Origin of the sequence: Phenylobacterium sp. (assembly GCF_030698145.1) — a bacterium.
Taxonomy (GTDB): Bacteria; Pseudomonadota; Alphaproteobacteria; order Caulobacterales; family Caulobacteraceae; genus Phenylobacterium.
In genome coordinates this window covers 85,086-105,109 of record NZ_JAUYNW010000070.1, presented here as the reverse complement: position 1 = coordinate 105,109, position 20,024 = coordinate 85,086, and the positions used below count along the sequence as shown (strand labels likewise).

Below are 20,024 nucleotides of genomic sequence, written 5' to 3'. Positions count from 1 at the left end.
GTGGGCTGCAACCCCCTCCGTCACGTCGCCGAAGAGGGCGACGCGCCACCGTGATGAGCGCCGGCTCGCGCTTGCGAGCCGGATGCGATCGACAACGATTTGTCGATCGCCGCGAAGAACGCCCTTCGCCTCGCGAAGGGCGGGGCCCCTAATCGCGCTGCGCGCTGGGGGAGGATCTGCGAACCCTATCCAACCGCCCCTCTCCGCCCTCCCGCTTCGCATCCGGAGGATGAGCCGCTAGGTTGCCGCCCGACAGCTCTGCTGGGGAGACGACGCATTGGGACGATTGTTGGCGCTGGCGGTCTGCCTCGCCCTTGCCCTGGGCCTGGCCTGGCGGTCTGAGCTCACCCCGGCGCCCACGCCGGTCTCCGCGCCGCAGGCGGAATTCTCCGCCGCCCGCGCCCTTCCCGACATCGTGGCCATGGCCGGCGCGCCGCACGCGATCGGCTCGGCGGAGAACGCCAAGGTCCGGGACTATCTGCTGCGCCGCTTCGCGGCGCTCGGCCTTGAAGGCCAGGTCCAGACCACCGACGGCCTGTCGCGCCGCGAATTCGGCGAGGAGGTCTTTGTCATCGGCGGTCGGGTCGAGAACCTGATCGCCGTCCTGCCGGGCGCCGACCGCACCGCTCCCGCCCTGGCGATCATGGCCCATTACGACAGCGTCCCGGCCTCGCCCGGCGCCGCCGACGACGCCGCCGGCGTGGCCGCGGCCCTGGAGATCGCGCGCGCCATCAAGGCCGGGGGCCAGCCGGCCCGCGACGTCATCCTGGTGATCACCGACGGCGAGGAGGCCGGACTGCTGGGCGCCCAGGGCTTCTTCGACTCCCACCCCTTGGCCAAGCGCATCGGCTTCATGATCAACATGGAGGCCCGCGGCGGCGGCGGTCAGGCCCAGATGTTCCAGACCGGGCCCGCCAACGGCCAGGTGATCGAGCTCTTCAAGAAGACCGCGACAGCGCCCGCCTCCTCGTCCCTGACGGTCTTCCTCTACGAGCACATGCCCAACGACACCGACTTCACGGTGTCCAAGGAGGCCGGCGTTCTCGGCCTGAACTACGCCTTCATCGGGCGGCAGTTCGACTACCATTCGGCCACCTCGACGCCGCAGAACCTGGACAAGGGCTCGCTGCAGCACCTGGGCGAGCAGGCGCTCGCCGCCGCCCGCGAGATCGCCTTCGCCGAGACCCTGCCCGGGCCGGCCCCGGACCTGGTCTACGCCAGCACGTTCGGGTCCCATATCCTGGCCTATCCGCAGCCCGCAGGCTGGGCCGTCCTGGCCCTGGCGGCGATCCTCATCGGCCTGGGCGCCTGGCAGGCCCGTCGCAAGTCCGCCATGCCCTGGCTGGACGTGGCCAAGGGCTTCGGCGCGGCGCTCTACCTGATCGCCCTGGCCGCGGCGGTGCTGCGCCTGGCACGGCGCGCCACCGGCGCCGATTTCGGCTTCCTGGAGCAGCGCGTGCTGCTGGCCCAGGTCAGCCGCTGGGAGATCGCCCTGCTGATCCTGGGCGTCGGCGCCCTGGTCTTCACCGCCGCGGCGGCCGGGCGCGGCCGCATGAGGCTGGCCGCCGCCGTCATGGCCGCCGCCGCTGGCCTCGGCTGCTCGGCCTTCGCGGGATGGGACCCCATCGGCGCGGGGATCGGCGCGGCCGGCGCGGTCCTGGCCCTGGCCAGCTTCGGACGCCCGACCAGCGTGGCCGGCGCCTGGACCGGCGTCCTGCTGAGCGGCCTGGTCGTCACCGCCGGCCTGCAGGTCGCAGCCGCCCCGGCCGCCTTCCTGACCGCCTGGCCCTTGACCATCGGCGCCCTGGCGGGCGCGCTCAGCGCCATGGGATCTCAGCGTTCGGCGCTCTCGCTGGCGGTGGTCGCGGGCCTGGGCGGCCTGGCCCTGAGCTGGGCGCTCGGCTTCGGCCACGGCATCTTCCAGGGCCTGGACCTGCCCGAACTGCTGGCCTTGGTCGTCTGGCTGGCCGCCCTGCTGATCTGGCCCCTGGTCCAGCCGCTGGAAAACGAGAAGAACGCCCGCACCCTCAGCCTCGCCATCCTGGTGCTGGGTTTCGTGGTGGTCGCCGTGGTCCGCTTCGATCCGCCGTGGAGCGCCCGCTATCCCCAGGCGAGCCACGTCGCCTACTATCTCGACCTCGACGCCCGGCGCACCCTTCGGGTCAGCACCACGCCCGACCTGACGCCCTGGGCGCGCGGCGTCCTGACCGCCGACGGCGGGGAGATCGCCAAGCAGAAGCTGCCGGCCTTCTGGCGGCGCGAGGTGCAGGCCGCCCCAGCCAAGCCGGTCGCCGTCCCCGAACCCACCCTGGCCTTCGCCGCCTTGGCCAATGGTGGGACCCTGAGCTTCAGCCTGCCCACGGGCGCGAGGGTCGGCGCGCTCGACCTCAAGCCCAGCGTGGCCCTGTCGGGCGTCACCGTGAACGGCCGGCCTGTGAAGGCGCTGGAGAAGGCGGGGCAATGGACCCGCATCCGGTGGCAGAACGCGCCCACCGGCGTGGCCGTGACCTTCCGGGCCACGGGCCCGGGCGCCATCGAGGCCCGCTACGCCTCGATCACTGAGACCTGGCCCGCCGACGCCAAGCCGCTGCCGGCCCGGCCGGCCGACGTCATGGCCTTCGACACCACCGACTCGACGGTCGTGGCGGCCTCTAGGCGGTTCACCTGGTAGCCGCGGGAGGCTAGAAGGGGCGGATGAGCGATGTCGTCATCTACCACAACCCCGACTGCGGAACCTCGCGCAACACCCTGGCCCTGCTGCGCGAGAAGGGCGTCGAGCCCACCGTGGTCGAGTACCTGAGCGCCGGCTGGAGCCGCCAGCAGCTCGAGGCCCTGACCGCCAGGATGGGGCTCAGCGCGCGTGAGATCCTGCGGGAGCGCGGCACCCGGGCCGTGGAACTCGGCCTCACCGATCCCTCGACCTCGGACGAGGCGATCATCGCGGCCATGATCCTGGATCCGATCCTGGTGAACCGACCGATCGTCGCCACGCCCAAGGGTGCGGCGCTGTGCCGTCCTGCCGAACTGGTGCTGGGTCTGCTCTAATCGATCAGGTCGAGTCGCCCTGCGTCGTCGTCACACAAAAGACTTACCCGAGATTAACCAACTCAGTTGACGATGCGGGCGCCGAGGAGCCGCTACCCTCCCGCCGAACGCACCGTTTTCGACACCCAGTTCAACAGGTCCTGCTTCCTCGAGCCGGGCCCAGGGCGTCGTCAGTAATGGGGGCTTAGATTGCAAGAGTTCGATCCGCGACGTCCGACCTTCCGGGTCGCCCCGCGCCTGGTGCTCGGCGTCGCCGGCCTGGCCGCCCTGGCCCTGGGCCTGCGCCTGGCCACGGTTGATACGGGCGTCCCCGCCAAGCCGCCGCTGGATCCCGCCGCGATCGCGGCCCTGCAGCACGCCGCCTTCACCCAGGCCGAGGCCCAGCCGGGCTTCACCCGGCCCGAGAGCATCCCGGTCAAGATCCAGCGCGGCGAGACCTTCGAGGACGCCGTGCAACGCGCCGGCGTCGCCCCTGACGAAGCCCGCCAGGCCGTCCAGGCCCTGGGCGAGGCCATGGACACCGTCCACATCAAGGCCGGCATGGCCTTCGACGCCGCCATCGCCCATCCCCGCGGCCAGCGCGGACCGGCCCGCCTGGTCGGCCTGTCCCTGCGCACCGGTCCCGCCAACTCCATCACCCTGTCGCGCACCTTCGACGGCGCCATTCGGCTGCGCGAGATGGAGGAGAAGATCCGCGACGAGCAGATGGTGGCCCGCGGCGAGATCACCGGCTCGCTCTACGAGAGCGCCTCGGCGCTGGGCGCCAACCCCTCGATGGTCGGCGCCATGGTCAAGCTGTTCGCCCACAAGGTGGACTTCGACCGCGACCTGAAGCCCGGCGACGACTTCACCCTGGTCTTCGACCGCACCGTCACCGAGAGCGGCCGCACTATCGGCACCGGCGACCTGGAATACGCCTCCATCAAGGGCATCGAGTTCTACCGCTTCAAGCGGACCAGCGGCGAGGTCCAGTACTTCGACGAAACAGGCAAGAACATCAAAGGCTTCCTGCTGCGCACCCCGGTCGACGGGGCGCGGATGACCAGCCGCTTCGGGATGCGCCGCCACCCGATCCTGGGCTTCAACCGCATGCACCAGGGCATCGACTTCGGCGCGGGCTCCGGCACCCCCATCGTGGCCTCCGGCGACGGCGTGGTGATCGAGGCGCGCCGCTGGGGCGGCTATGGCAACTGGCTGCGCATCCGTCACTCGGGCGGCTGGGAGACCGGCTACGCCCACCTGTCGCGCTACGGCAAGGGCGTCCGGCCCGGCATGAGGGTCAGCCAGGGCCAGGTCGTGGCATATGTGGGCTCGACCGGCGCCTCCACCGGCCCCCACCTTCACTACGAGATCTGGAAGAACGGCGGCCGGGTCAATCCGGTCGGCGCCAAGGTGCCCCAGGGCACCATCCTGGCCGGCGTCGAGCTCAACGCCTTCCGCGCCCAGAAGCACCGCATCGACCGTATGGTCCGTGGCGAGGACGTCGAGGACCAGAAGCTGGCCATGGCCGAGACCGACCAGGTCGCCAACGCCGGGCTTCGCCGGTAGGGGCGGCCGCCAACCGTGGGTCGGCGCTTCGCAACGGGCTGTTGCGGCCGGCGTCGATGCCGCGGCGTTTCCGTACGCGCTGTCCTTTCAACGCGCGGCTTGGCGAACTAGGGTCCCGGTTCCAGAGAAGTTTTCGGCGGAGAATCGAACTTGACCGCAGTCGTTGAACCCAAGGCCCGCGCCCGCTACGCGGCCAAGCGGGACGCGATCATGGGCGCCGCCACCAAGGTCTTCAACGACCACGGGGTCAGCGGCTTCACCCTTGCGGCGGTGGCCAAACGGATGGACCTGCACCCCGTCAGCTTGACCTACTATTTCAAGCGCAAGGAAGATCTCGCCGCGGCGGTGCTGCACGAGACCATGGCCCGCTTCAACGCCATGCTGGAGCAGGCCGAGGTCGAGACCACCCCCGCCGCCCGCCTGCGCGCCTTCGTGGCCGCCTATTACGAGACCCGCCGCCGGGTGGCGCTGGGCCAGGAGATTCCGCTGGCGCCGTTCAGTGAGATATCCCTGATCGAGGGCGAGCAGCACCAGCCGCTCATCGAGGCCTTCACCGGCCTCTACATCCGCATCGGCCGGCTGATGAAGAGCCCGGACTTGCCCTGGATCACGCCGGCCCGCCGCCAGGCCCTGGCGCGGCTGGTGGTCTTCCAGCTCACCTGGTCCGACGCCTGGCTCGACAGCTATGAGCCCGAGGACTACGCCCGCGTCGCCGCGCGCGTCGCCGACGTGATGATCGGCGGCCTGGCCGCCGACGGCCAGGCCTGGCCCGACCTGCCGCTGCTGCCCCTTGGCTCGCCGGTGGCGCAGAACGACGAGGTGACCCGCGACCGCTTCCTGGTGGCGGCCACCAAGCTGATCAACCGCGAGGGCTATCGCGGCGCCTCGGTGGACAAGATCTCCGCCGAGCTGAAGGTCACCAAGGGTTCGTTCTACCACCACAACGCCGACAAGGATGAGCTGGCCGCCGCCTGTTTCGCGCGCACCTTCGAGCTGGTGGACGACGCCAAGCGCCGCGCCGGCGCCGCCGACACCGGCTGGAACCGCCTGTGGCTGGCGGTCGTGTCCCTGGCCATGCACCAGGCCTCGGCCGAGGGCGGCCGGATGCTGCGCCACCACGCCCTGGCCGCCGTCCCCCACCCCATGCGCCGCCAGGTCCTGGTCCGCTTCCAGCAGATCGCCCACTCCTTCGCGGGCATGATCTCCGACGGCGTGGCCGACGGCTCGGTCCGCCCGGTCGATCCGCTGCTGGCGGCCCAGTTGATGATGGTGGTGTTCAACGCCTCCCTGGCGCTGGATTGGCGCAATCAGCCCGGCGACGTCACCGGGTTGATGGACGCCTATGTGCGACCGGCCCTGCTGGGCTTCTTCGTCGAATAGCCTAGGCCGCCGCCTCCCTCTCCGGGCCGTCCATGATCGACCGCATCAGGTCGGGGTCGGTCAGGATGGGCGGCGGCTCACCGAACCGCTCCTCCCAGAGGCGCGCGACGGCCAGCATCTCTTCTTCGCGGTCCCGCGACATGTTCGGAAATTCCCTTCGAGCGACGCCACCGCCGGATGGGGAACCCCCGGCGTGGTCGGGGGTTTCACTCGATCACAGGTTTTTCTAGGGTTAACAACGACTTAACCAAAGACCATACAAAAAACCCTCCGCGATGCGGAGGGTTTTTCTATATAATCCCTATCGAATTCGATCAGTCGAAGACGATGACGGAGCGGGCCAGTTCGCCCTTCTTCATCTCGGCGAAACCCTCGTTGACCTGCTCCAGCTTGATGCGCTGGGAGACCATCTCGTCCAGCTTCAGCCGGCCCGACATGTAGAAGTCCACCAGCCGAGGCATGTCGACCGGGAAGCGGTTGGAGCCCATCAGCGAACCCTGGATGCGCTTCTCGCCCAGGAAGGCGGCGCCCATCAGGGTGATGGTCTGGCCGACCGGGATCATGCCGATCACGTTGGCGGTGCCACCCCGGCGCAGCATGTTGAAGGCCTGCTCGGCGGTCTTGGAAAGGCCGATGGCCTCGAAGGAGTGGTGCACCCCGCCCTTGGTCATCTCCAGCACTTCCTTGACCGCGTCGGTCTGGGAGGCGTCGATGAAGTCGGTGGCGCCGAACTCACGGGCCAGGTTGCCCTTCGAGGCGACCATGTCGATGGCGATGATCCGGCCGGCGCCGGCGATCGCCGCGCCGTTCACGGCCGCCAAGCCAACGCCGCCCAGACCGATGACCGCCACGGTCTCGCCGGGACGGACGTTGGACGTATGGATCGCCGCGCCGACGCCGGTCATGACCGAGCAGCCGATCAGGGCGGCGCGGTCCAGCGGCATGTCCTTGCGGATCGCGACGCAGGCGTGCTCGTGGATCAGCATCTGCTCGGCGAAGGACGACAGGTTCAGGTACTGGATCATCGGGCCGGTGGGCGACGACAGCCGCGGCTCGTCGTCCGCGCCGCGCTTGGTCTCGGGCGAGACGCACAGGCTCAGATGGCCGGTCAGGCAGGATTCGCAGTGGCCGCAATAGGCTGACAGGCAGGTGATGACGTGGTCGCCCACCTTCACCGTGCGCACTTCCGAACCGATCGCCTCGACGACGCCGGCGCTTTCGTGGCCCAGCACCGCCGGCAGCGGATGCGGATAGGAGCCTTCCATGAAGTGCAGGTCGGAGTGGCAGAGACCGGCGGCCTTGGTGCGGATCAGCACCTCGTGCGGGCCGGGCTTGTTGATCTGGACGTCTTCGATCTGAAGCGGCTTGCCCACTTCGCGCAGCACTGCGGCCTTCATGTCAGCGTTTCCCCGAACCGGCGCCCCGATGGGGCTGATTATCGAAGTCGCGGTATGGCCGCGGCTTTCGCACGGCAACCTTATCGCTGTTCAGATGGCGCGGGCCAAGAGGTTTTGCGGATGACGCAAACGGAAAGGCCCCGGCGCGAACCGGGGCCCTCGTCGTATTGGCTTGGCGCGAGCTTACTTCGGCGCGCCCCAGATGTCGGCCTTGGTCTCGGTGGAGACCAGGGCGCCGCCCGAGACTGACAGGCTAGCGGCGGGGATGGCGACCGTCTTGCCGCCTGCGCTCAGGGTGACCTGGTGGCCGCCAGTGGCCTTCTTGGTGACCTTGGAGATCTTGCCGATCTCCGCGCCGGTGGAATCGGTCACCGTGGCGCCGGTCTTCAGGTCGGCCTCGGTGGCCGAGATGTTGGCCGCGATCCCGGTCTCGGCGCGCGCCGAGGTCGAACCGGTCGCCGAAGCCGTGGCCGCCATCGGGTCGGGATTGGCCGGCGGCGTCGCCACGACGGCGCTCGAGGCGCCCGCTCCCACGGACGGGGTCACAGCCGGAACCTGAGCCATGGCCGGGAATGCGAGCATGGCGGCGGCTGCGCCAGCCAGAAGAAGCTTGGTCGTCATTTGAGATGTTCCCTCGTAAGCCCGCCAGCGGACGCAAAACGAGGCGGGACGACGGTAAGTTCCTCTAGACGACTGCGGCGGTCTGACGCTGGCGCGGGGTCCGGGGCTTGAACCAACCGAACGAGGGAAGCTTTGGCAGGCCGGGAACGGCCGGCAGTTTCAGGACGAACGGCTTGCGAGCCGGGATGCAGGCTTCGATGTACGACAGCAGGGTCTCGGTCGGCCCCTCGTTCATGAAGTGGGTCGCGCCCGCCACCCGCTCGAACCGCATGGGCCGGTGGGTGCGGGTCTCCGAGACCAGGCGTTCGGCGATCTCGATGGGGGCGAAGTCGTCCTTGTCGCCGTGGATGACGTGGACCGGGACCCGAAGGCGAACCAGGGCCGCATGCATGCCGTCGAGCTGGGAGGACTGGTTGGTGACTTCGATCACCGCGTGGCGGAGGTCGCGGGGAATGATCTTCAAGAAGCGCAATCCCATGTCGAGCAGCCAGCGCGCCGTGGGGCCGGACTCGCCGAAATAGCCCGACAGGAGGACCAGGCCGGCCACCTTGCGCGGATTTTCCGCCGCCATGAGCGCGGCGATCGCCGCCCCGTACGACTGGCCGACCAACAGTACCTTCTGGCCGAACTTGGCGTCCAGCAAAGGGGCCAGGGCGCGGGCCTGGATCCGGATGTCGCCGACATATTCGACGGGCTCGGAGCCGGCGTAGCCCGGCCGGTCCACCACGGTCATCTCGCGGTCCAGCGGCAGGGCGGCCAGGGCCGGGGCCCAGTACTCGGCCCAGGACGGCGCCCCGGTCACGACCACGATCTTCCAGGGCGCGGTCTTGGCGCGCGGGGTGGTGATGGCCGAGAGTTTCCAGCCGAGGCCCGCGCCGGCGGGGAAATGCATCCTGCGCACCACACTGTCGGGATAGTCGGCGGAGGTCGGGGCGTGTTCGGTTCGCCCGGTGGCCGCGGCCTCGATCGCCGCCCACCCCATGGAAAGCACGCCCTTGGGCCTCTTACGCGCCACGGTCTGTCGTCTCCCAGCCCATACTCTAGACGTGGGTGATTAACGCGAGACTGCAAGTCCGGTTCGGCCGGCGCCGCTTGTTTTACGAAGACGCGGCCAGCCGGTCGCGCAGCTCGCGTTTCAGCACCTTGCCGGTGGGTCCGATGGGCAGTTCGTCGACGATGCGCACCTCGTCCGGCGTCCACCATTTGGCGACCCGTTCGGCCACGTGGGCCTTGAGGACTTCCGGGTCGACGCTCTGGCCGGGGCGCAGGGTGACCAGCAGCAGCGGACGCTCGTCCCACTTGGGATGCGGCACCCCGATGGCGGCCGCCAGGGCCACGGCGGGATGGGAGGAGACCGCGTCCTCCAGGTCGAGGGTCGAGATCCATTCCCCGCCAGACTTGATCACGTCCTTGGCCCGGTCGGTGAGCCGCAGATAGCCCTCGGGGTCGATGGTGGCGATGTCGCCAGTGTCGAACCAACCGTCCTCCAGGAACACCGCCGCGCCGTCGTTCTTGTAATAGGCCGAGCTGACCCAGGGCCCGCGCACCTGGAGGGCGCCGACGCTGACCCCGTCGCGGGGCTGGACCACGCCGTCGTCGCCCATGATTCGCAGGTCGACCCCGAACATGCCGCGGCCCTGCTTCAGCTTGCGGGCGTAGGCGGCGTCGGTGTCCTCGGCGGCGTGCCGGGAGAGCGGAGTGTTGATCACCCCCATCGGGCTGGTCTCGGTCATCCCCCAGATCTGGCGCACCGTGGCGCCGAGCTGGTCCTCCACCCGCCGCATCAGGGTCGCCGTGGGCGCCGAGCCCCCGACCGCCACGTTGCGCACCGTGGTCAGCTTCTGGCCGGTCTGATCCAGGTGATCCAGCACACCGACCCAGATGGTCGGCACCCCCAGCAGGAAGGTCACCTGTTCGGCCACCGCCAGCTCGCAGATCGCGGGTCCATCCAGTTGGCGGCCGGGCAGGACCAGCTTGGCCCCGACCAGGGGGGCTGCGTAGGGCGTGCACCAGGCGTTGGCGTGATACATCTGCGCGCACGGCAGGACGGTGTCACGAGCCGAGAGGTCGAAGGCGTCGGGCGCCACCAGCGCCATGGCGTGCAGCACCGTCGAGCGATGACCGTAGAGCACGCCCTTGGGATTGCCCGTGGTGCCCGAGGTGTAGCAGAGCCCCGAGGCCTGGCGTTCGTCGAGCTCGGGCCAGTCGAAGTCCGGCGAGCTCTTTGCGATCAGTTCCTCATAGACCAGGGTCCCGGCCGGGCGGCCCTTTGGCAGGTGCTCGCGGTCGGTCATGGCCACGAAGGTCTTCACCGTGGTCATCTTGGCCGCCAGCTCGCCCACCAGTTCGCCGAAACTCAGGTCGAACAGCAGGATGGAGTCCTCGGCGTGGTTGGCCACCCAGGCGACCTGGTCGGGATGCAGCCGCGGATTGATGGTGTGCAGGATCGCCCCGATCCCGGACACGGCGTAATAGAGCTCGAAGTGGCGATAGGTGCTCCAGGCCAGGGTCGCCACCCGGTCGCCCGGCTTCACACCGAGCGCGGTGAGCGCATTGGCCATCCGCTTGGCGCGTTTCAGGGCCTCGGCATAGGTGTAGCGATGGATCGGCCCCTCGAGGGTGCGCGTCACCACCTCGCGGTCGCCATGATAGGTCGCGGCGTATTCCAGGATCGACGGCAGGCTCAGCGCCCGGTCCATCATCAGAGCCAGCATCGGCGACCTTCTCCCTTATCGTTGTTCAGATGAGGGTAAGGCCCTGGCCTTCCGCATGCCAGCCGGAAGGAGCGGCCTTTCTGCACACCCTTGAGGACGAACGACTGCGCCGCTACTTCGCGTTCATGGCCACGCCGAAACGCGAGTAGCGATCAGCGACACCGGGATCGATTCTCCGCGCCCAGCGAATATCCGCCAGGCCTCCAGCGTCAGACCCCATGCGCGACTTGGCCACTCCTCGCATAAAGAGCGAGCTGCCCGACCGCGAGCTGAGGATCGCAGCCGTATAGTCCGATATCGCCAAGGCAAACTCGCCTCGGCGAAATCGCACGAACCCGCGCGAGTCCAGCGCACTGACGTCTGGCCTCAAGGCCACAGCCCGATCACAGAGCGCTAGGGCTTGATCCAGTTCCGAGTTCGCAACCGCACGCGCCCAACAGCTATTCACCCAGGCCTGCGGACTATCAGATGCGAGCTTCAGGACCGTGTCGTGATCTGAAATGGCTAGCCCGTAATTGCCGACCTCGATGTGAGCGAAGCCGCGCTGTGCTATCGCCACTGCGAATTCCGGCTGCAGTCGAATGGCTTCATCAAACGCCGGAATGGCGGACGCGTAGTCCTTGCGCTGAAAAGAGCTCATTCCGCGCCTGAAAGCCGCCGCCTGCGCAGCGCCCGTTGGGAATCTCGCCTGTCGATCCGTCGAACGCGGCCGCTCAGCGCAAGCGCCGACCGTGGGAAGGCAGAGAACGACCGCCGCAAGTATCGCGCCCGAAACTAGCGATCGTTGCATCCAACTGACTCCACCAACCATGGAAAGCTAGAGCTTGGGCAAGCGCAATCATAGCGGGTTGTGCTCAGGCGCACCACGCTAGCCGCCAGCAGGTCGGGTCCGAACCCCGCCAGCCTCACCCAACCCAGACCGCTACATCGCCGTCTCCCATGAAACAGGCGAGACGATGAACAAGACAATCCTTGGCGCGACAGCCCTCCTGCTCGCCCTGACCCTGTGCCCGCCGGCCGCGGCCGCGCAGCCCTCCGACCCCGGAACCCCCGCGCCGACGGTCGAGTCCGTATCGCGCCAGACGCCCGATCGGGGCCGGCCTATGGCTCGGGCATCGCATCGGAGGATAGCAATGAACGAGACCGACAAGCAGGCGTTCGTCGACAGGTTCGCGGCGGCCTGGGCCGCCAAGGACGGCCAGGCGTTTCTCGCGCTCTGGCACGCCGAGGGCAAGCTGCACTACCCCTTCGCAAGCCGGATCATCGGGGGCCACGAGATCGGCAAGCTCAACGACCTGACCAAGGTCAATGCGCCCGACCTCACCTGGAAGCTGATCGACTGGACCTCGCGCGGCGACGTGGTCGTGATCGAGTGGGAGAGCTCCAACCGGTACGGCGGGCGTGTCGTCACCTGGCGCGGCGTGGACAAGCTGACCCTGCGCGACGGCAAGGTGATCGAGGAGATCGTCTACTCTGACACCGCGCCCCTGCAGGCCATGCGCCGGGGCGTGAAATTCGACGCCCTGATCCAGTTCCCGGACTGATCGCCCAGGGGAAGCGGCTCGCAGGGGCCGCTTCCCGACCGCGGCTAAGGCCGCCATTCCGGGACGCCGTCCGGGATGCTCGCTAGGGATCCAGCCGTCCCGCATAGGCGAAGATCACGCCTATCGCCGGATGGGCCACCAGCACCCTGAACCGATAAGCTCCGTCGCGGGCGAACGTGGTGGCCCGCACGCGCGGGGCCAACGCCCTGGGCAGCTTCAGCGGGCCCAGGCGCCAGCGCCGGAGCCGCCAGCGGAAACCATCCGGCGCCAGGTCGATATTGAAGGCGAAGGTCAGCGGCCAGACCCGCTCCTCGAACTCGCCGACTGCGGTCAGGCTCACGAGCCGCGAACGAAAGACCCGGCCGCCGAACCGCCGGGTCCAGGCTTCGCCCGTCGCGTCGGGAACGATGTCGACCTCCAGGTTGGGATAGTCGCCGGGCTCGGGCAGGCCGCCGAAGGCGCGCGCCAGCCGGGCGAGCAGCGAGCGGGAACCCCGCGCCCTGCCCTGCCCCTGGAATGTCGCCGGCGCCTCACCGGCATGGACCTGCGCCACCCGCGTCGGCAGGGCGTCGACCCGCGATCCCAGCACTCGGCGCAGCAGGGAGGGATGGTCGGGGCAGGCCTCGTCGGTGCGGGTGAAGATCGGTAGGTGGGCGAGTTCGGCCAGGATCTGGTCATGGCTCAGCAGGCCGACGCAGGCCTGGGCGCCGCGTACGGCGATCTCACCGCTCGCCAGGCCGCGCAGCAGGGCGGCGGCGGCGGCGACCGGCACGTTGGGTCCGGCGCCGTCCTCAGCCCAGAGAGCCCACCTGGCGGCGATGCGGCCGCCATCCGGCCCCTGGCCGTCAGCGGTCACCAGCATGCCGCCTCGATCCGAGCCCAGCCCCGCCGCGAGGCCCGCCGCCCACAGCAGGGGACGCGAGAAGGGAACCAGGGAGCCGATCAGCCGCCAGCGAACGGCCCAGGAGAGCAGCCAAAGGCCGAGATGCTGCGGCGCGAGCTCCAACCCCGCCATGAATCGCACCTCGCGCCGCACGGCGAACCGGGCCGGCAGGATGTCGAGGTCGGGGGTCTCGCACAGGGAGGCCAGGCGAGGTCCGAGGCCTGGGAAGTCCAGTCGCCGCACGCCGCTCCAGCCCGGCGCCTCGCGCCACCGTCCGCTCGTGAACAGTGGCACGGGCGAGCCGACATAGGAGAGGATCGCCTGCATGACGGAGAGGCCGCGCGGCGCCTTGGCGCCAGGGGAGATCGCCACCGAGATCTCGTCGACGATGGTCCAGCCGGCGGTCAGGCGGTCCAGCACCGCATTGGAGAGCGCCGGAGTCGAGCTGGCTCCGGTGACCGCGAGCACTCCGGCCGCGCGAGCCTCCGCGTCGAGTGCGTCCGGAAAGGCCGCCACGAAATCACGGGCGTCGGCTAGGTCGACGTAGTGGGCTCCGTAGCCGATGGCGGCCCGGGCCAAGCGCAGGTCGCTATGCTGGAAGGGACCGGCGGCGTCGACGACGGCCCAGGGGCGCAAGGCAACCAGGCCTTCTGGCTGGTCGCGATCGATGCGCGCCGCCTCGCATCCCAGTTCGGCAGCGAGGGCATGTAGCGGGGCTGACCTTCGCGCGGCCAAGACCAGCCGGATATCGGGCCAGGCCGCCAGCAGCCGGGCCAGGCGTTCGCCAAACGCGCCCGTCGCGCCCACCAGGACGACGCGATGGTTCACGGTATCGGCGGCTCAAGGATGAAGCGGGCGCGGATCTCCGGGGTGGGAACCATGCAGCTCTCACGACGTCCCATGAGCCGGTAGCGGTTACGGGCGATCCAGCCATGGGTCGCGTCCCGCAGGGGCCTCGGCACGAACCGCAGGACGGTCGCCCACCGCCAGGGCGCCGGCAACCGGGCCGCCAGGGCCATGACGGCGTCCGAAGCGCCCAAGGCACGGCCGCGATCGAAAAACACGAAGGTATTGGGCGCATCCGGATCGAGACCCGCCTTCGCCGCCAACAGCCGCCCGTAGGGCGACTGCATCGGCGTGAACCGCAGCGTTTTGTCTCGATCCAGGGCCAGCGCCAAGCGCACTGAGCCCGAGCAGAAGTTGCAGACCCCGTCGAACACCCAAAGACCGTCAGGCGACGGATCGGCAGGCGCGGGGTCGATCATCGCTCAGGCCGCCATCCGCGCCTTGAAGACACCGTCCGGCAGGTTGGGGGCGCGCGAGGGATGGACGAAGAAATAGTCCTTCCACGGCACGTCCGGGGCCACCGTGGTGCGCTCCTCCAGCCGGTCGCCGTTGAGCGCGAACATCCGGTATCCGCGCGAGCGGAAGATATCGATCACCGCCTCGGCCGAGCCGCCGAAACGGCTCTCCAACATGATCGGGTGGATCTCCAGCAGCACATGGGGCAGGTCGCGGTCGATGACGTGCTCGGCGCCCTTCAGCGCCTTCTGCTCGGCGCCCTCGATGTCCATGCGGATGAAGTCGACGCGGGTCACGCCATGGGCGCGGCAATAGCCGTCGAGCGTCACCACCGGGGTCGGCTGCAGCTCCACGCCGGTGTCCTCGAGGTCGGGGCGCACCTTTCCTTCCGGCGGCGCCTCGGCGACGAAGGCGTAGGCCCGGCCCATGCGGCCGGAGGTCTTCTTCGGCGTCACCAGCAGCAGCTCGCCCGGCATGTCGGAGACCGCGGCGTGGATCGGGGTCACCTGGTCGGCGATACCGTGCCAGCTCAGGCAGAGCTTGAGCACCTCGAAGGTGAAGGCCGAGGGCTCGAAGGCGTAGATGCGCGCGTCGGGCGCGACCTGGGTCATCACATAGGAATGGCGGCCGTCGCTGGCGCCCACGTGCAGGCACACCGGCGATCCGGACAACAGGTCGGCGAGGTATGGAGTCTCGGGCTCGTGCTTGGCCCACTTCATATTGCGCCGCCAGGCGCGGAATGCGTGGCTGAGCACGCGTATCGAAGGCATGGATACTTCCCCTTGAGGACCCTCTTTACGCTGGGTCGCGGGTGACCGTCATCATGTAGTTGATGTCGCAGTCGGAGGAGCGGGACCATCGCCCGCCCAGGGGATCGTAGGCGACGCCGAAGGGGCCCTGGACGGCCACCGGTTCGCGCTCGAGGAAGCCGCGCAGCTCCTCGGGCTTGAGGAACTTGTTCCAGTCGTGGGTCCCGGCCGGCACCCAGCGCAGGACATATTCGGCGCCCACCTTGGCGAGCGCGAAGGCCTTCAGCGTGCGGTTGAGGGTGGCCACCACCATCAGGCCGCCCGGCGCCAGCAAGCGGGCGCAGTCGCGCAGATAGGCGCCGGGATCGGCCACGTGCTCGATCACCTCCATGTTGAGGATCACGTCGAAGGGCGGTTCGCCGGCGGCCAGCAGGTCCTCGGCGGTCGAGGCGCGGTAGTCGATGGCGAGGTCCTGCTCGGCGGCGTGGGCCGAGGCGGCGCCGATACCGCGCGGGGAGGCGTCGACGCCGGTCACCTGGAAGCCCAGCCGCGTCATCGGTTCGCTGAGCAGCCCGCCGCCGCAGCCGATGTCCAGCAGGCGCAGGCCCTCGAACGGCCGCCGCGCGGCGGCGGCGCGCCCGAAGCGGACCAGGGCCTGTTCGCGGATGAAGGACAGGCGCACGGGATTGAACTTGTGCAGGGGCGCGAACTTGCCCCGCGGATCCCACCATTCGGCGGCGATGCGGGAGAAGCGCTCGACCTCTTGCGGGTCGATGGAGGTGGCGGCGGCGATCATCGCCGCCCTTTTCCACCCGCGCGGCCCGGCGCGCTAGTCCCCATGCGACGAAGGCCCATGGGCGGGCGCCATCTTGCCGGAAAGGCTGCTTTCCGCTCGGGTGACAGGCAGACATTGCCCCTTGCGGTTCGTGCCGCTATGAGGCGCAGCCTTTCCCCTCACGCGGAGTCCTCGCCCTGTCCCGGCTGGTGATGAAATTCGGCGGCACGTCCGTGGCCGACCTGGAGCGCATCCGGCGCGTCGGACGGCTGGTGGCCGCCGAGGTCGCGGCCGGACATCGCGTCGCCGTCGTGGTTTCGGCCATGTCCGGCAAGACCAACGAGCTGGTCGCCTGGACCGACGGCGCCGGCGCGGCGGGGCAAGGGTTGAACCCCTCCGACGACGAATACGACACCGTGGTCGCCTCGGGCGAGCAGGTGACGGCGGGCCTGCTGGCCATGACCCTGCGCAATATGGGCCTGCCCGCCCGGTCGTGGATGGGCTGGCAGATCCCGATCATCGCCGACGACGCCCACGGCCGCGCCCGCATCGACGACATTCCCTCGGAGAACCTCGACAAGGCGCTCGACGCCGGCGAGATCGCCGTGATCGCCGGCTTCCAGGGCGTGACCCGCGACAACCGCATCGCCACCCTGGGCCGCGGCGGCTCCGACACCAGCGCCGTGGCCATCGCCGCGGCGGTGAAGGCCATCCGCTGCGACATCTATACCGACGTCGACGGCGTCTACACCACCGACCCGCGGATCGAGAGCAAGGCCCGCAAGCTCAACAAGATCTCCTATGAGGAGATGCTGGAGATGGCCTCACTGGGGGCCAAGGTGCTGCAGACTCGTTCGGTTGAGCTCGCCATGGCGCAGAACGTGCCGGTGCGGGTGCTGTCCAGTTTTGTCGAGCCCGGCGAAGCGCCCGGCCAAGGCACCATCGTGTGCGACGAGGAAGAGATCATGGAAAAGCGGATCGTTAGCGGCGTCGCCTACAGCCGCGACGAGGCGAAGATCAGCCTGTTCGGCCTGCCCGACCATCCGGGTGTGTCCTCGGTGATCTTCGGCGCGCTCGCCGACGCCAATGTGAACGTGGACATGATCGTCCAGAGCCACGCGCGCACGGCCGACACGGCCAATATGGAATTCACCGTCGGCAAGCGCGACGCCCAGCGCGCCGTCGAGATCGTCCGCGCCGCCCAGCCGAAGATCGGCTTCGACGACGTCCAGGTGAACGAGGACGTGGCCAAGGTCTCGGTGATCGGGGTGGGGATGCGCAGCCACACCGGCGTGGCGAAGACCATGTTCCAGGCCCTGGCCGAGAAGGGCGTCAACATCCAGGTGATCTCCACCAGCGAGATCAAGATCAGCGTGCTGATCGACGCGGCCTATACCGAGCTCGCCGTCCGCGCCCTGCACGCGGGTTTCGGGCTGGACCAACTCTAGGACGAGATCTTCAGCAGCACCCGCCCCTGCTTCCCGCGGGTCTCGAAGCGATCGAAGGCCGCGTCGGCGTCCTCCATGTCGAAGACGCCGTCGATCACCGGCCTTAGCGCGCCCTGCCCGTGCAGTTCGACCAGCCGCGACAGCTTGGCGGGCGTGGTGGTCAGCATCATCAGATAGCCCGCTTTGCGCGAGGTGAGCGCCGCGCGGGCGAACCCGGCCGCATCGGCCAGCGGATTGGTGGTGACGTACATCCCGTCCTTGGCCAGGCATGGCGCCGCCTCCCTGAAGGAGAACTTGGCCGGACAGTCGATGACCAGGTCGAAGCGGTCGCCCGGCCGGTATCTCGGCTCGCTCTCGTAGGGTCGAATCTCGGTCGCGCCCAGCGACTCCACCCAGCCGGCGTTGGCCGACGAGCAGACGGCGCCCACCGACGCGCCCTGGCTCCGGGCCAATTGCACCGCGTAGGCGCCGACCCCGCCGGCCGCTCCGATCACCAGGCAGCGCTGGCCGACGGACAGCCGCTTGAGACGCTCCAGGATCTCGATCGCGGTCAGCCCCATCACCACCAGGGCAGCAGCGTCCTCGTCGTTCAGGTCCGGCGGAATGACCTGCATGTCCGCCTCGGCGACGCAGGCGAAGTCGGCGTGGACGCGGGGACCGTCGAGCACGTGGACATAGCCGATCACCCGGTCGCCCACCTTGATCCGGGCGCCGTCGCTGCGCGCGACGCCGGCGAACTCGAACCCGGTGACCACCGGACCCGTTTTGCGGAACCGCTTCACCTGCGGGCCCCAACCGCCCGCGCGGACTTGGACATCCATCTCGTTCACCGCCGAGACCTTCACCTCGACGAAGATCCGACCCGGGCCCGGGCTTGGGATCGGGACCTGGACGAGCTGCATCCGCCCATCGGGCGCCGGGGCCAGGGCGCGCATGGTCGTGGTCATGGCAGGTCCTGCGTCTCGATCACCACCCCGAAGGCCTCGAACCGGGCGAGCGCCGTGGGGGCGTCGAGGAAGCTCTCCGGGAAGGCCAGGCCGCCGCGCGCCGGGCCCGCGCCGTCCAGGTTGAGGATCCGCTCGACGCCGACCAGGACGCCCAGGGCGGTCAGGTGCGCCTGGCCGCGGGGATCGGTGACCAGGGTGCGGCGGGTGACAACCTCGCCGCCGGCCTCGCCGGTGATGTCGATGAAGAGATCGTGCGAGGCCGCCCGCCCCGCCTGGGTTCCCATCGACTCGCCGGTCCCCAGGTCGAAGCGCACGTCGCGCGCGCCGGTGACGGCGGCCAGGGCCGGGACATCGAGCACGCCCATGGGCATGGCGTCGAAATCGTCCTGCCCCCGGCGCGCCACCCGGCGGCCGGCCTCGGCGGCGTTCACCGAGGTCCAGATCCCGTCGCGCCGGATCAGGGCGCGGCCCACGAAGCCCTCGCTGTCGCCCGCGGTCATCGGCCCGATGGGGTCAGCATAGTCGTAGAGCGCCGCCAGCGCGACGGCCTCGACCGTATCGAAGGCCCGCGCTGCGCCCTGGGCGGCGAGGGTCAGCACCCCGGCCTGCCAATGGCCCAGCATCAGGGCCGGACGCGCAGGCGCCGCGGCGCAGACGGCGATGGCGCTGGAGGCCATGGTTTCAGCCGTCCGCACGATCCCGATGTGGGCCGCCCCGGCGCGCAGGGTCGTGCTCAGCAAGGCGTCGCCGGGGTCCTGCAGCGCGGCCACCACCAGATCGACGGGACCGGCCGCCGCCAGGCCCGGCTCGGGGTCGGCAACGTCGAGCCGCACGGCGCGCGCGCCCAACTGGGCCGCCAGCGCCGCGCCCTCCTCGGGACGCCGCCCGGCGAGGATCAGTTCGACGTCGTGGCCCGCGGCCCGGACATGACGCGCGACCAGCCCGCCCACCAGGCCATACCCGCCGGCGATCAGGATCCTCACAGCGTCACCGCCATGCGCAGCTCGCTGGGAAAGCCGTGGTCGCGCGAAAGCATCGGCGAGCGGGTCTCGGCCAGGATGCGCAGGCCGTTGGCCTGGTAGAAGCCCACCGCCGGATTGTCGGCCAGGACGTCCAGTTGCAACTCACGATGGCCGGCGGCCCGCGCGCGCTCGATCGCCGCGGCGAGCAGGCGCTTTCCGGCCCCCTTCCCGCGATGCTGTTCCGGGGTCGAGAGAGCGTGCAGGTAGTAGACGCCCTCCGGCACATGGGCGTTCAGATAGCTGGCCGCCTCGGCCCGGTCGCCCAGGCCCTTCAACTCGTCGAAGGTGACGACGCCCTGCGCGATCAGGTCGCCCGCCAGGGCCACGAGATTGTCCTTGAACCGGTAGAAGTTCGGCCCCTCGAAGCCGAGCTCCAGGCCCAGAAGCTCGTCGCCCTCGGTGGCCAGCGTCGTACAGGCTGAGGCGAATAGGGTCTCGGCTGTCGCCCAGGAGGCCGCCACCATGCGCTCAAGCAGGCTCCCGCCCGGCCCGAACTGATAGTCGTAGCTCACCGGCCCGGTGGCGCGGATCAGCCCGGGGATCTGGCCGGCGAAGGCCTCGGCCTGGTCGGGCGTGACCGGCGCGATCTGAATAGACTTGGCCGTCATGGGCGCTTCCGCTAGAACTGTCGACATATTACGATCCGTAA

Annotated in this window: 19 protein-coding genes; 6 read left to right on the top strand and 13 right to left on the bottom strand. The window is 69.6% G+C overall.

Annotation, left to right across the window (positions count from 1 at the left end; all coding sequences use genetic code 11):
* The first annotated feature begins 277 nt into the window (after positions 1 to 277).
* From Q8Q77_RS10715 to Q8Q77_RS10700, 4 genes are all read left to right on the top strand, one after another.
* Positions 278 to 2,671, top strand: coding sequence for a M20/M25/M40 family metallo-hydrolase (locus Q8Q77_RS10715; protein ID WP_305583563.1), 2,394 nt, complete (start codon positions 278 to 280; stop codon positions 2,669 to 2,671).
* Positions 2,672 to 2,694: 23 nt separating this feature from the next.
* A complete protein-coding gene (gene arsC, locus Q8Q77_RS10710; RefSeq protein WP_305583562.1) occupies positions 2,695 to 3,045 on the top strand; it encodes an arsenate reductase (glutaredoxin) in 351 nt (116 codons plus the stop codon).
* 189 nt (positions 3,046 to 3,234) lie between these two features.
* Complete coding sequence (locus Q8Q77_RS10705; RefSeq protein ID WP_305583561.1) at positions 3,235 to 4,593, top strand: M23 family metallopeptidase; 1,359 nt, start codon at positions 3,235 to 3,237, stop codon at positions 4,591 to 4,593.
* Between the two features lie 150 nt (positions 4,594 to 4,743).
* Entirely contained in the window at positions 4,744 to 5,973 is a 1,230-nt protein-coding gene (locus Q8Q77_RS10700) for a TetR/AcrR family transcriptional regulator (RefSeq protein ID WP_305583560.1), read from the top strand.
* A 1-nt stretch (position 5,974) separates the two neighbouring features.
* Here the strand turns inward: Q8Q77_RS10700 and Q8Q77_RS10695 are convergent, their stop codons facing one another.
* The 6 genes from Q8Q77_RS10695 to Q8Q77_RS10670 all read right to left on the bottom strand — a co-directional run bounded on the left by Q8Q77_RS10695 (position 5,975) and on the right by Q8Q77_RS10670 (position 11,495).
* On the bottom strand, positions 5,975 to 6,115 hold the full coding sequence (locus Q8Q77_RS10695; RefSeq protein WP_305583559.1) for a hypothetical protein: 141 nt from the start codon (positions 6,113 to 6,115) through the stop codon (positions 5,975 to 5,977).
* Positions 6,116 to 6,287: 172 nt separating this feature from the next.
* On the bottom strand, positions 6,288 to 7,370 hold the full coding sequence (locus Q8Q77_RS10690; RefSeq protein WP_305583558.1) for a Zn-dependent alcohol dehydrogenase: 1,083 nt from the start codon (positions 7,368 to 7,370) through the stop codon (positions 6,288 to 6,290).
* 183 nt (positions 7,371 to 7,553) lie between these two features.
* Positions 7,554 to 7,991, bottom strand: coding sequence for a hypothetical protein (locus tag Q8Q77_RS10685; protein WP_305583557.1), 438 nt, complete (start codon positions 7,989 to 7,991; stop codon positions 7,554 to 7,556).
* A 64-nt stretch (positions 7,992 to 8,055) separates the two neighbouring features.
* Positions 8,056 to 9,006: an alpha/beta fold hydrolase gene (locus Q8Q77_RS10680; RefSeq protein WP_305583556.1), complete on the bottom strand. Its 951-nt coding sequence runs from the start codon at positions 9,004 to 9,006 to the stop codon at positions 8,056 to 8,058.
* An 82-nt stretch (positions 9,007 to 9,088) separates the two neighbouring features.
* Positions 9,089 to 10,705: a long-chain fatty acid--CoA ligase gene (locus Q8Q77_RS10675; protein WP_305583555.1), complete on the bottom strand. Its 1,617-nt coding sequence runs from the start codon at positions 10,703 to 10,705 to the stop codon at positions 9,089 to 9,091.
* A gap of 112 nt (positions 10,706 to 10,817) precedes the next feature.
* The gene (locus Q8Q77_RS10670; protein WP_305583554.1) at positions 10,818 to 11,495 is read right to left on the bottom strand and encodes a tetratricopeptide repeat protein; all 678 of its coding nucleotides are present in this window, start codon (positions 11,493 to 11,495) and stop codon (positions 10,818 to 10,820) included.
* A 343-nt stretch (positions 11,496 to 11,838) separates the two neighbouring features.
* Here Q8Q77_RS10670 and Q8Q77_RS10665 point away from each other — a divergent pair, with 343 nt between their 5' ends.
* Complete coding sequence (locus Q8Q77_RS10665; RefSeq protein ID WP_305583553.1) at positions 11,839 to 12,249, top strand: nuclear transport factor 2 family protein; 411 nt, start codon at positions 11,839 to 11,841, stop codon at positions 12,247 to 12,249.
* Between the two features lie 82 nt (positions 12,250 to 12,331).
* On the opposite strand, the gene Q8Q77_RS10660 is transcribed toward Q8Q77_RS10665, so the two are convergent.
* From Q8Q77_RS10660 to ubiG, 4 genes are read right to left on the bottom strand one after another with little or no spacing between them, the layout of a single operon-like run.
* A complete protein-coding gene (locus Q8Q77_RS10660; protein WP_305583552.1) occupies positions 12,332 to 13,960 on the bottom strand; it encodes a DUF4166 domain-containing protein in 1,629 nt (542 codons plus the stop codon).
* Entirely contained in the window at positions 13,957 to 14,397 is a 441-nt protein-coding gene (locus Q8Q77_RS10655; RefSeq protein ID WP_305583551.1) for a thiol-disulfide oxidoreductase DCC family protein, read from the bottom strand. Before Q8Q77_RS10655 ends, Q8Q77_RS10660 begins: the two co-directional genes overlap by 4 nt.
* Positions 14,398 to 14,400: 3 nt before the next feature.
* On the bottom strand, positions 14,401 to 15,204 hold the full coding sequence (locus Q8Q77_RS10650) for an FkbM family methyltransferase (protein WP_305583550.1): 804 nt from the start codon (positions 15,202 to 15,204) through the stop codon (positions 14,401 to 14,403).
* A 25-nt stretch (positions 15,205 to 15,229) separates the two neighbouring features.
* Positions 15,230 to 15,979, bottom strand: coding sequence for a bifunctional 2-polyprenyl-6-hydroxyphenol methylase/3-demethylubiquinol 3-O-methyltransferase UbiG (ubiG, locus tag Q8Q77_RS10645; RefSeq protein ID WP_305583549.1), 750 nt, complete (start codon positions 15,977 to 15,979; stop codon positions 15,230 to 15,232).
* Positions 15,980 to 16,155: 176 nt separating this feature from the next.
* Between ubiG and Q8Q77_RS10640 the strand changes: the two genes are divergently transcribed.
* Entirely contained in the window at positions 16,156 to 17,406 is a 1,251-nt protein-coding gene (locus Q8Q77_RS10640) for an aspartate kinase (protein ID WP_305583568.1), read from the top strand.
* Here the strand turns inward: Q8Q77_RS10640 and Q8Q77_RS10635 are convergent.
* The 3 genes from Q8Q77_RS10635 to Q8Q77_RS10625 are packed head-to-tail and all read right to left on the bottom strand — an operon-like array spanning position 17,403 to position 19,983.
* Positions 17,403 to 18,353, bottom strand: a complete 951-nt coding sequence (locus Q8Q77_RS10635) for an NAD(P)-dependent alcohol dehydrogenase (RefSeq protein ID WP_305583548.1) — start codon at positions 18,351 to 18,353, stop codon at positions 17,403 to 17,405. The two genes, Q8Q77_RS10640 and Q8Q77_RS10635, sit on opposite strands and share 4 nt — an antisense overlap.
* A complete protein-coding gene (locus tag Q8Q77_RS10630) occupies positions 18,350 to 19,336 on the bottom strand; it encodes a hypothetical protein (RefSeq protein WP_305583547.1) in 987 nt (328 codons plus the stop codon). Before Q8Q77_RS10630 ends, Q8Q77_RS10635 begins: the two co-directional genes overlap by 4 nt.
* Positions 19,333 to 19,983 (bottom strand): N-acetyltransferase, encoded by a 651-nt coding sequence (locus tag Q8Q77_RS10625; RefSeq protein ID WP_305583546.1) that lies wholly within the window; start codon positions 19,981 to 19,983, stop codon positions 19,333 to 19,335. The genes Q8Q77_RS10630 and Q8Q77_RS10625 overlap by 4 nt, the downstream gene beginning before the upstream one ends.
* Positions 19,984 to 20,024 lie beyond the last annotated feature (41 nt).